The organism is Celeribacter sp. HF31, assembly GCF_011806455.1.
GTDB lineage: Bacteria > Pseudomonadota > Alphaproteobacteria > Rhodobacterales > Rhodobacteraceae > Celeribacter.
In genome coordinates this window covers 356091-366654 of sequence record NZ_JAATOT010000005.1, presented here as the reverse complement: position 1 = coordinate 366654, position 10564 = coordinate 356091, and the positions used below count along the sequence as shown (strand labels likewise).

At 61.5% G+C, this 10564-nt stretch carries 9 protein-coding genes; 4 read left to right on the top strand and 5 right to left on the bottom strand.

Annotated elements, in window-relative coordinates:
- The 5 genes from HCZ23_RS13430 to HCZ23_RS13410 form a co-directional block, all read right to left on the bottom strand.
- The coding region (locus HCZ23_RS13430) for an FAD-dependent oxidoreductase (RefSeq protein ID WP_167602227.1) at nucleotides 1-194 on the bottom strand (194 nt) is incomplete at its 3' end.
- 151 nt (nucleotides 195-345) lie between these two features.
- Nucleotides 346-936, bottom strand: a complete 591-nt coding sequence (locus HCZ23_RS13425; protein WP_167602226.1) for a DUF924 family protein — start codon at nucleotides 934-936, stop codon at nucleotides 346-348.
- Nucleotides 937-1027: 91 nt separating this feature from the next.
- Nucleotides 1028-2332, bottom strand: a complete 1305-nt coding sequence (locus HCZ23_RS13420) for an MFS transporter (protein ID WP_167602225.1) — start codon at nucleotides 2330-2332, stop codon at nucleotides 1028-1030.
- A gap of 134 nt (nucleotides 2333-2466) precedes the next feature.
- Nucleotides 2467-3528, bottom strand: a complete 1062-nt coding sequence (queA, locus tag HCZ23_RS13415) for a tRNA preQ1(34) S-adenosylmethionine ribosyltransferase-isomerase QueA (RefSeq protein WP_167602224.1) — start codon at nucleotides 3526-3528, stop codon at nucleotides 2467-2469.
- A gap of 19 nt (nucleotides 3529-3547) precedes the next feature.
- Complete coding sequence (locus tag HCZ23_RS13410; protein ID WP_167602223.1) at nucleotides 3548-6892, bottom strand: AsmA-like C-terminal region-containing protein; 3345 nt, start codon at nucleotides 6890-6892, stop codon at nucleotides 3548-3550.
- Nucleotides 6893-7016: 124 nt separating this feature from the next.
- On the opposite strand from HCZ23_RS13410, the gene bcp reads away from it, so the two are divergent.
- The 4 genes from bcp to HCZ23_RS13390 all read left to right on the top strand — a co-directional run bounded on the left by bcp (nucleotide 7017) and on the right by HCZ23_RS13390 (nucleotide 10507).
- A complete protein-coding gene (gene bcp, locus HCZ23_RS13405) occupies nucleotides 7017-7475 on the top strand; it encodes a thioredoxin-dependent thiol peroxidase (protein WP_167602222.1) in 459 nt (152 codons plus the stop codon).
- A 10-nt stretch (nucleotides 7476-7485) separates the two neighbouring features.
- Nucleotides 7486-8313 carry a ferritin-like domain-containing protein gene (locus HCZ23_RS13400; RefSeq protein WP_167602221.1) on the top strand — a complete coding sequence of 276 codons (828 nt, stop codon included), beginning with the start codon at nucleotides 7486-7488 and terminating at the stop codon, nucleotides 8311-8313.
- A 351-nt stretch (nucleotides 8314-8664) separates the two neighbouring features.
- Nucleotides 8665-9969 (top strand): M23 family metallopeptidase, encoded by a 1305-nt coding sequence (locus HCZ23_RS13395; protein ID WP_167602220.1) that lies wholly within the window; start codon nucleotides 8665-8667, stop codon nucleotides 9967-9969.
- Nucleotides 9959-10507, top strand: a complete 549-nt coding sequence (locus HCZ23_RS13390) for a polymer-forming cytoskeletal protein (RefSeq protein ID WP_167602219.1) — start codon at nucleotides 9959-9961, stop codon at nucleotides 10505-10507. Before HCZ23_RS13395 ends, HCZ23_RS13390 begins: the two co-directional genes overlap by 11 nt.
- Nucleotides 10508-10564: the final 57 nt, after the last annotated feature.

Here is a 10564-nt window from a genome sequence, read left to right as displayed (position 1 = left end):
TGCATCTGGTGATAGACCTCCGCCGAGCGCAGCAACGCCTTCGTCGGAATGCAGCCCCAGTTCAGACAAATCCCGCCGAGATTTTCGCGCTCGACACAGGCCACCTTGAGCCCAAGCTGCGCCGCACGAATGGCGGCCACATAGCCACCAGGGCCGGCGCCGATCACGATGAGGTCGAAAGATGTGTCAGACATGGTGGGTCCTCCCGAAACCAAAAATTAGTTTGACACTAAACTATCTGGAAAATCGGAGCAATAAAGCTCTACAGATTCCACATGAAATGCTGCATCCCGCTCAACGCATAGCTTGAGCGGGAGGTGCATAGCTCAGACATGTGAAAACTGTTCAGGCTGCGACAGGCTGCAACCCGCGCAAAATCTCGGCATAGCCGCCCTTGGACAGGAACTGCGCTTCGCTCTGCGTGGTGGCGCGGGACAGCGCGTCATTGCGGTACGGGAACCGCCCGAACATGCGAATAACCTCGCGATGCGCCTTGGCGTGCAAAAGATTGCTCTCCGCGCCTTTCAGCCGTTCACAGATCAGTCGCACGCAGCGTTCCTGATCGGACAGGTTTTCACTATGCATCATCGGCAGGTAAAAGAACTGACGCGCAGGGGCGTCGATCCGCAGATCCCAGCCCTTGTCCACCGCCGCCTTCGCCGCCGCCAAGGAGGCAGGGTCGGAGGCAAAGGCACGGCCTTCACCCCGGAACATGTTGCGCGGCATCTGGTCGTTGAGAATGATATAGGCCAAGGCCCCCGTCGGGTAAGTCAGCCAGAGCGAATAGGCGCCCTCCTGCGCTTTCTCCCATGAGGGCAGAAATTCCTCGCGAATCCGCTGATCGAGCGCCTCATCCGCCACATACCACTGAGACGGGTCCAATTCATCGAGCCAAAAGGCCAGAATGTCCTCGGGTGTTTTCTCGGCACTGTGCATCTGTGTCGCTCCTCGCGCAAATCTTTACAGAAGCGTTACAAAGACCCCGGGGCTGCGCAAGTTAATTATCGCTAACGGCGGGTCTCTTTTCCTATTGTTGCCCGTTTACAGCATCGCGCGCGCGCTCTTCTGCCTGCAATTCGGCCTCATGCTGGGCTTCGGCCTCTTCGGCCATGTCATTGGCGACCTCCTGTGCGAACTCGGCCACAACCGGGGTCGTGGAGGGCATCACAGCCACGTAGGTGGAGGTGTCCTCGACCGCCGCGCGACGCGTCATCCGCCAAAGCGCATAGAGCGCAATGCCGCCCAGAAGGAACACCTGAAACACCCAATAGCCCTGCGGCCCGATCCCGGACATCATGTAACCCGCAATCAACGGACCGCCGACGGCGCCGACACCGTTGATGAAAATCAGCCCGCCGGAAGAGGCCGCCATATCTTCGGGTTGAAGATAATCGTTCGTATGGGCGATGAGCAGGGAATAGAGCGGGCTGGCCATACCCCCGGCGATGAAGCCCGTCGCGAGGATAAAGATGTAGCTCTGCGCGAAAATCGCCCCCAAAATACAGGCCAGAGCACCGACACCTGCGACGCCAAAGATCACCTTTCGCCTGTCGGAACGGTCTGAAATCCAGCCAATCGGCAGTTGAAAGAACAGCGCCCCAATATAGATCGCCGCCACGAAAGCGGAGATTTGACCGAGTGTGAATCCGGCCTGCCCGCCATAGACGGCGGCCATGGCCATCTGCGAGGCAAAGACGCCGCCCATCAGGAACATGCCGATGCAGCCGAGAGGTGAAATGCGGAACAGCTCGACGAGGCTCAGCGGCTTCGACGTGTCAAAGGCAGGCGTCGGCGAGATCGACAAAAGGATCGGCGCGAAGGAGATCGACACGAGCACGGAGGGGATGATGAAGAGCACAAAGCCCGAGGGGTCGCCCTCGGCCAGAATCCATTGCGCGGCGATGATGCCCACGGTTTGCACCAGCATATAGGCCGACAGGACCTTGCCGCGTTGTTCGTTGGTGGTGGAATTGTTGAGCCAGCTTTCCGCCGTCACGTAAACGCCCGAGAAACAAAAGCCCAAGACCATGCGCAGCGCGGTCCAGACCCAGGGGTTCGCGACCACCGGAAAGAGGATCAGCGCCGCAGAGATAAAAGAGGCCAGCGCCGCAAAGACCCGGACGTGACCGACGCGACGAATGAGACGGGGCGCCGCCTGAGAGCCGCCCAGAAAGCCCGCGAAATAGGCCGACATGACGATGGAAATCTCGAAGGTCGAAAACCCTTCGGCCACGCCGCGCACACCCAAAAGCGTGCCTTGCAGGCCATTGCCGATCATCAGGAGCATGATCCCCAAGAGGAGGGGCGCGGAGGAAGAGAGCACTTTATTCATGGCGGGACCCTAGGAGATTCGGGATGTGAGGGAAAGCAGACGGATGCGCAGATCCCTCCGTGACAGGGACGCTTTTACAGCGGATGTCTTACGCGGATGTTAAGGTTAACGCCAGACCTGGCCGATTTCAGGCCTTACACCTCATGCGGCAACAACAAGGACGCATCGCCATAGGAGAAAAACCGATACCCTTCGGCGACGGCATGATCGTAAACCGCCCGCATCCGCTCGCGTCCCATGAGCGCGGAGACCAGCATCAAAAGCGTGCTTTTCGGCAGGTGGAAATTGGTCATCAAGGCATCCGCCACACGGAACTCGTAGCCCGGCTTGATGAAAATATCGGTCTCGGCCAGGAAGGGCGCGATCACACCCGGCGCAGGCGCGGCACTTTCAATCAGCCGCAAAGCCGTGGTGCCGACCGGGATCACCCGCCCGCCCTTTTGTTTCGTGGTGTTGATCTCAATCGCGGCGCCTTCGGAGACCTCGCCCCATTCCGAATGCATCTTGTGATCGGAGACATCATCCACCTTCACCGGCAGGAATGTCCCAGCCCCCACATGCAGCGTCACATAGGTGAACTCGACGCCCTTCTCGGCCAGCGCTTTCAACAGAGGTTCATCGAAATGCAAGGACGCGGTGGGGGCCGCGACCGCGCCCATATTGCGCGCCCAGACGGTTTGATAGTCTTCCTTATCCTGCGCGTCGGCCTTGCGTTTGGCCTCGATATAAGGCGGCAAGGGCATGGACCCGGCCTCCGCCAGCGCTTTGTCGAAATCCTCGCCAGAAAGGTTGAACGCGACCACAGCTTCGCCGTCTTCTTTCGCGATCAGGGTGGCGGAAAGATCATCGGAGAACCGCACCTCCTCGCCTTCCTTGATCTTTTTCAACGGCTTGATGAGCGCCCTCCACTGCCCTGCCTCGGCCTGTGGCTCCAAAAGCGTGACCTCGATCTTCGCCTCCTGATAGCCCTGCGCCGTGTCGCGGCCCCGCTTGCCGGTGAGCCGCGCGGGCAGCACTTTCGTGTCGTTCAAAACCAACCGGTCGCCGGGCTGAAACCAGTCCAACAGATCGGTGACATGGCCGTCCACAATCCGCGTGGGCGTCGCCACCAACAGCCGCGCGGAGGAGCGCGGTTTGGCCGGACGCGTGGCGATCAAAGCCTCGGGCAGGTCGAAATCGAAGTCGGAAAGTTTCATAAGTGCCTCAGGTTTGGTTTCACTGATCGCCCGCCGGTTTCTTGCGGAAAATATTGCGCAACGCCCCCGGTGTGAGCAGGGACAGCGGGTTGACGCCCACAGACGGGTCCTTGGCCGCGCCGGTCAGCGTGTAGGTGAAGCCGAACAACCCCTCGCCCTTGCGCGACACGATCTGGCCCAGCGCGTTGACGAAATAGATCGGCGAGACCACACCCTGCATGTCCACGGTCTTGGCCGCGGTGTCATAGAGCCCTTCGATGGTGATGCCAAGGGATGGCCCCTCGGCCGTGGCCCCTTTGACGGTCAACCGTCCGGGCCGCAGGGTGAAATCGCTTTGCGCATGAGTGAAAAGGATACCCCCACCCCCCGTCATCTGCTCGATCAGACCGACCACCGAAATCGCCGACAAAAGTTCGGCCAAGGAGGGCGCGGAGTGCACGCGGATGTCGTCGATCATCACACGTCCGTCGTAACTGCCGTCTTCCGCCAGCGCCGTCAGCCCAAGGTTCAACACGCCCCCCGAGGCGCGGTCCAACACGCCGGTGGCGGAGACCACGGCGCCCGCGTCCTGCGAGGTGGCGGTGATGGTCGGGCCATGCACGCCGGGACGGATCGTGCCGGTCAGGGGGCCTGTCCCGTTAAGCCGCCCGCTGAACGATCCGGTGACCCCCGCCCCCGAAGACAGCCGCGCGGAAAAGCCATGGAGCACCAGCCCCTCGCTGATGGTCAGCCGATCGAGCTGGACTTCGATGGGCACGGGTCCTGTGGTGCCGCCACCGCCCGAGCCGCCAAAGGTTGCCCGCGCCAGATTAAGCCGCCCGCCGGTGATCTCCACTTTCACGGGTTGCCCCGCGCCCTGCCCGACAATGGCCAGTGGCGCGTCGAACCAGTCGCCCAGGGTGACGCGTCCAAAGCCCAACCGCTCGAACTGTCCGCCCGGCGCGATCTCCACCCGGCCCTCACGCGCCGAAAGCCCCGCGCCCGACAGCTCAAATGTGGTGATCTCCGGCTGCGGCCCCGCCGTGCCTTTAAGCGTCAAACGCCCGCGCGTGCCCGCCGGTTTGCCATAGCCCACCGGTGCGAACGACAGGCGCAGGCCGGAGAGATCGGAGGTCACCTCAAAAGCGGGCGGCTGGCCTTTTCTGAGCGCCACAGACAGAGCCCCCTCAGCCTCGCCCGAGATCATGCCTTTCGGCAGCGCGATGTTGAACGTGTCCAGCAACGCCTGATTGATCCGCGCCTGCCCCACCATATCGGAGCGGCCTTTGTGATCGGGGCCGAAATTCTTGCGCCACTGGCCGGACATCTGCGCCGTGCCGATCCGGGCCGCGCCGGCAATCGACAGGCCCGAAGGGTCCATGATCAACGCCAGCCGATCCGCGCTCAGCACCTGCCCCGGCATCAATTGATCGGTCGAAACCTCCGTCAACGTGCCGTTCAACAGGAAATTCACATCCTCGAACATCACCTTCTTGATCAGTGGGAAACCGATCTGGCCGGTCAGTGCGGCCTGCCCCTCGGCCACATCCGGGCCGAAGGTGGACTCGCGCAACGCATTGAAGGGCGGTCCGGCGACAAGCGCCAGCCCCGCCTCGACCGAGGATTGCGTCTTGAGCCCGATCTCAAGGCGCGCGGGTTTCACGAAAATATCCGGGATGCGCAGCACTGTGCCCGCCACATCGACGGGACCGCCAGAGGGCGCCTCGATGGTGCCGCCGTTCATGGTGATGGTCATGGCCGAGCCAAAGAGCGCGCCGTAGCCATGCCCATCGGACACGGGCGGCAGAGCGGCCATGTAGCGCATGTCGAGCGCGTCGAACTCCCAATCCATCGCCAGCGTCGGCTGGCTTTGTCCCGGCGCTAACCGCAACGCCAGATCGAGATCGCGGTAAGTTGCGTCAAAGATATTTTCCGCCATCCACTTGCGGGTCTTGGCCACGGCGGCGGGCGGCCAGAGCGCCATCAGCTCGGCCTGTGTCATCTCATCGACCGACAGATCGAGGGCGGCGGACCAGCCCTCTGGCCCGGCCTCGGCGCGCCCCTTGCCGCGCAGCCAAAGATCGCCCTGCGCCAGATCGATCTGACCGAAATCGAGCACGAAAGGATCGAGCCGCAGCTTGGCGGTGATCAACGCCTGATCGAACACCAATGGGTCCGGGAACAGCCCCTCCGGCGCCACGCGCAGCTCAGAGATTTGCCATTGTCCGGTGAAACTCTGCGGCCAACTGCCTTCGAAATCCCGAAGCAACACTTGGCCCTGACTGGTGATGTCCAGCGCGTCGGTCGCAAGCCGCAGCTCGGGAAAGAGGATGCGTTTATCGATGGGATCGTAATCGAAATAGCCCTTGGCGCCTTCGAAATCGAGCGGCTCGGCGCCCTCGGCGGCGACGATCTGACCGGCCTCGATCTCGAGCGAGCCGGTGTATTGCGCCAATTGCCCGTCCGGCCCGATCTCGGCCCTCATGGCCGCCGAAATCGGCGCGTCCACGACGGAGAGAAACGACAGCGTCGGACTTTGCAGCGCGAAATCCCGCGCGGGCGCATTGTCCATGTTGAGCGAGATCGACGAGGCCAGTGAGCCCTTCTTCGAGCCAAAACCAAGTTCGATTTGCGCGAGATCCTCGGTGCCATTGAAAATCTCGAAATTCATCGTGATATCAATGTCCTGATCCGTGTTGACCAGGGTCACACCTGCATCCGTCGCCTGCCAGATCCGGCCAGACCGGGCGTCTTCCAGGGACACGGTCAACTCGCGCGCTTCAATCCGGGAAATGCCGGAGAGCGGATCGGTGGAAAAGGCGCGATCGATGGCCTCTAACACCTCGACGCCCGAGCCCGTCACCCGTTGCGTGCCACCGAAATCCAGCGCGAAGGCGCCGTCCTGGCTGCGCCGCACAGTGATCTGCGCGCCTGACAGCCGGAGCGTGTCAGGGCGGAGCTGGCGGGCTTTGAGCGCCTCTTTCGACAGAACCGCGCGCAATTCATTCAGCCGGGCGATCTCGGCGCCGGAGCCGTCGATCAGCCCCACGTTGCGCGCGGTCACACGCGGCACGAAATGGCTGTCGACGATGGCGACGATCTGGCCGATGGAGACCTCGGGGCCATTGAGCTCACTGTTGATCTGGCGCTCGATCCGACTGGTGATCGCGTCGGGAAAGGTGATTTCGCGCCCGGTGACAGCGAGCACCGCCAGGGCCACAAAAACCACCAGCGCCAAGAGAAACGCCAGAGTCCAGAAACCGATGATGTGATGCGTCGGGCGTTTCTTGCGCGCGGGAGTGTCGCGCGCAGGGGTGGCCTCCGAAGCCATTTCGGGCGCCGTGTCGGACACATCTGTTTGGTCTTGTGAGGTCGGCTCGCTCATTCGCCTGTTCTTCACGCTTCTTGATACTGTGATCGGTTTCATCTTGTCGCAAAGCGGCCTAAAACGAAACCGAAAGCCTCTGCAACGCGTAAAGCACTATGTCAGCAGATATGAGGAGACAAATATGCTTGAGCTTGGCACCACCGCCCCCGACTTTACCCTGCCCCGCGACGGCGGCAGCGATGTGACCCTGTCTGATCTCAAAGGTCAAAAGGTGGTTCTTTATTTCTATCCGAAAGACAACACGCCCGGTTGCACCACCGAGGCATTGGATTTCACCGCGCTGAAATCCGAGTTTGAGGCAGCGGGTGTCGCGGTCTTCGGCATCTCGAAGGACTCGGTCAAAAAGCACGAGAACTTCTGCGCCAAGCATTCCTTGGGCATCCCGTTGTTGTCCGACGAGAACGGCACGGTCTGTGAGGATTACGGCGTTTGGGCGGAGAAAAAGATGTATGGCAAGACCTTTTGGGGCATCGTGCGTGCGACCTATCTCCTTGATGAAGAAGGCAAAGTCGCGCAGGTCTGGCCCAAGGTGAAAGTCGCGGGCCACGCGAGTGAGGTGCTCGAGGCCGCTAAGGCATGAGCCACGCACGATGACTTTGAGCCTAGCTGAAATGGCCGAAGCTGTGCTGCGCACCGCCGACGGTCGTGAAAAGACCGCTCTATCGCATAAATACGCCGCACTTTGGCGCGAAAGCCGCGCGGGCGGGACACCGATCCCGCTTGGCACGGCCAATCCGCCGATGCAGCCCGCCCGGCCAGAGAAGCCGGAACTTTTGAACCCGCGCGATGTGCCGAGACGCAAACCCGGAAGCCCCGAGGGCCGCAAGGCGATCCTGCACGCCATTGCACATATCGAACTGAATGCGGTGGATTTGCACTGGGATATCGTCGCGCGCTTTACCGATATCGACATGCCGCTTGGATTCTACGACGACTGGGTGAAGTCGGCCGACGAGGAAAGCAAACATTTCAATCTGGTCTGTGACCGGCTGGAGGCGATGGGGTCATTCTACGGCGATCTGCCTGCGCATGCCGGCATGTGGCGCGCCGCCGAGGACACGGCGGAGGACATCATGGGGCGGCTTGCGGTCGTGCCGATGGTTTTGGAGGCGCGCGGGCTCGATGTGACGCCCGGCATGATCAAAATCTTTCAGAATGCGAAAGACCCGGAGACAGTGGCCGCGCTCGACGTGATCTATGCCGAAGAGGTCGGCCATGTCGCCTATGGCGCGAAATGGTTCAACTTTCTCTGCGGGCGTCAGGGGATTGATCCGAAAGAAGAATTCCACGCGCTCGTACGTCGCTATTTTCCGGGCGGCACCAAAGCGCCTTTCAACGAGGAAAAACGCGCCGAAGCGGGCATGCCGCCGGATTTCTACTGGCCGTTGTCTGAGGAATTGCCGCCTGCCTGGAGCTGACCCCCTACGACTGAGCTGTTGCGACAGCCGGTCGCAGGCGGGCGGGACAGGCCCGCTTCGCTACCGCTAACATAGGCGAGAAACCGCCAACATCCCGTCATTTTCCGCTGATCTTCCGCGCATTTGCCAAACAAAAGGGCAAAAACGTTGCCCCATGGGGAAAGCTTCGCTAACAGAAGTGCAACCGCTTGCAGGAAGGGTCGAATGTCCGCTTCAGTCGGGGATCGGCCCTACGGGGTAAAGTCAGATCCGCGCGGCCTTCCGGGGTCCAGTGCGGAGAGTTATGAGACTGCTCAGCGGATGAGGGATGGACATTGAGGACGGTTTGGCGCGGCCACAACGAACAACACCATGATATATAAGCTCAAACACATGCTTGAGCGCAGCTTCCCGGAACGTCGGGTGTTTCTGCGTTCGGACAACGACACCCGCTATCTTCGGATCAGCCCGCTGACGCAACTGGTGGCCTTTACCGGCTCCACCGTGTTTGCCGCCTGGCTGATCATCGCGACCTCGATCCTGTTGATGGACAGCATCGGGTCGGGCAATCTGCGCGAACAATCCGGGCGCGATCTCGTTCTGTTTGAAAACCGCGTCGCCGAATTGGCCAATGAGCGTGACATGCGCGCCGAAGAGGCCGCCGCCGCCCAGGCCCGGTTCAACACCGCGCTCGAACAGATTTCCGTGATGCAGTCGCAATTGCTGGCGTCTGAAGAACGTGTGCGCGAATTGGAGACCGGCGTCGAGGTGGTGCAGGCCAATCTGCGCAAGGCGCTGAAGGCCCGCGATGAGGCCGAGGCCGACAAGGCACAGTTGGTGGCCCAGATCAACGGCGAGAACGGCACGCAAAACGGCATGAGCGCGCAGGAGGCGGAGGCCACGGTCGATGTGCTCGCGAGCGCCCTGGCCGACACCGCCGCCGAACGCGACGACATGGTGGTTTCTGCCAATGAGGCGCTGCGCATGGCCGACGCGCTGGAAACCGACCTGCGTCTGATGGAAGAAAAGAACGACCGGATTTTTTCGCAGCTTGAAGACGCCGTGACGATCTCTGTCGCACCTCTCGACAAGATGTTCAAATCCGCAGGCATGGACCCGGACAACCTGATCGCCACGGTGAAAAAAGGCTATTCCGGCCAGGGTGGCCCGCTGACGCCGATCACGTTTTCGACCAAGGGCGGCATGATCGACCCGGATTCGATGCGCGCCAATGCGATCATCGACAAGATGGACAAGCTGAACCTCTACCGGATCGCCGCCCAAAAGGCGCCTTTTGCGCTGCCGCTTAAAAACGCTTTCCGCATGACCTCTCCTTACGGCCCGCGCTGGGGTCGGATGCATGAGGGTCAGGATTTTGCCGCCGCTTACGGCACACCGATCTATGCCACCGCCGATGGCGTTGTGACCTTCGCAGGCTGGCAGTCGGGCTACGGGCGTCTGGTGAAAATTCAGCACGAGTTCGGCATCGAAACCCGCTACGCGCACCAATCGCAACTTATGGTGAAAGTTGGCCAAAGGGTCTCGCGCGGCGATCAAATCGGTGCTATGGGAAATTCTGGCCGCTCTACTGGCACGCATTTGCACTATGAAGTGCGCGTCGGGGGCAAGGCCGTCAATCCGATGATCTACATTAAGGCTGCCAACGATGTTTTCTAAAAGCAGGATCAACGAACCGGGCCCGAAACAGGGCGAGGACGTGAAGAAACCCGAAGCGGCGGCTGCCAAGCCCGCCATGCCGAAGTCTCCGGCCCCCGATTTCGCCGCCCCTGCGTCGAAGCCGAAGCCGCCGGCCTCCGTGCTGTCGTCCGACCTGACCGTCACCGGCAATCTGAAAACCACCGGCGACATCCAGATCGAGGGCACCGTCGAGGGCGACATCCGCGCGCATCTTCTGACCGTGGGCGAAACCGCGATGATCAAGGGCGAAGTGATTGCCGATGACGTCGTCGTCAATGGTCGCATCGTGGGCCGCGTGCGGGGTTTGAAAGTCCGCCTGACCTCGACCGCGAAGGTCGAAGGCGACATCATCCACAAAACCATCGCCATCGAGTCCGGTGCGCATTTCGAAGGCTCCGTGCAACGCGCCGACGATCCGCTGGCGACGGGCTCCAAACCCGCCGCTCCGGCACCCGCCGCCGCCCCGCAAAGCTCCGCTGCCGTGTCGAAAGCCACCGCAGCCGCCAAGGGCGAATAAGCGCGCTCACAATAGAATTTCAAAGGCGGTTTTCGGGCCGCCTTTTTCTTTTGGGCC

What these genes read in the sequence shown, in the direction of transcription:
- queA (WP_167602224.1), bottom strand. Translation starts at nt 3,528, where the DNA reads ATGAAACTTTCCGACTTCGATTTCGACCTGCCCGAGGCTTTGATCGCC.
- HCZ23_RS13410 (WP_167602223.1), bottom strand. Translation starts at nt 6,892, where the DNA reads ATGAGCGAGCCGACCTCACAAGACCAAACAGATGTGTCCGACACGGCG.
- HCZ23_RS13420 (WP_167602225.1), bottom strand. Translation starts at nt 2,332, where the DNA reads ATGAATAAAGTGCTCTCTTCCTCCGCGCCCCTCCTCTTGGGGATCATG.
- HCZ23_RS13395 (WP_167602220.1), top strand. Translation starts at nt 8,665, where the DNA reads ATGATATATAAGCTCAAACACATGCTTGAGCGCAGCTTCCCGGAACGT.
- HCZ23_RS13400 (WP_167602221.1), top strand. Translation starts at nt 7,486, where the DNA reads ATGACTTTGAGCCTAGCTGAAATGGCCGAAGCTGTGCTGCGCACCGCC.
- HCZ23_RS13390 (WP_167602219.1), top strand. Translation starts at nt 9,959, where the DNA reads ATGTTTTCTAAAAGCAGGATCAACGAACCGGGCCCGAAACAGGGCGAG.
- bcp (WP_167602222.1), top strand. Translation starts at nt 7,017, where the DNA reads ATGCTTGAGCTTGGCACCACCGCCCCCGACTTTACCCTGCCCCGCGAC.
- HCZ23_RS13425 (WP_167602226.1), bottom strand. Translation starts at nt 936, where the DNA reads ATGCACAGTGCCGAGAAAACACCCGAGGACATTCTGGCCTTTTGGCTC.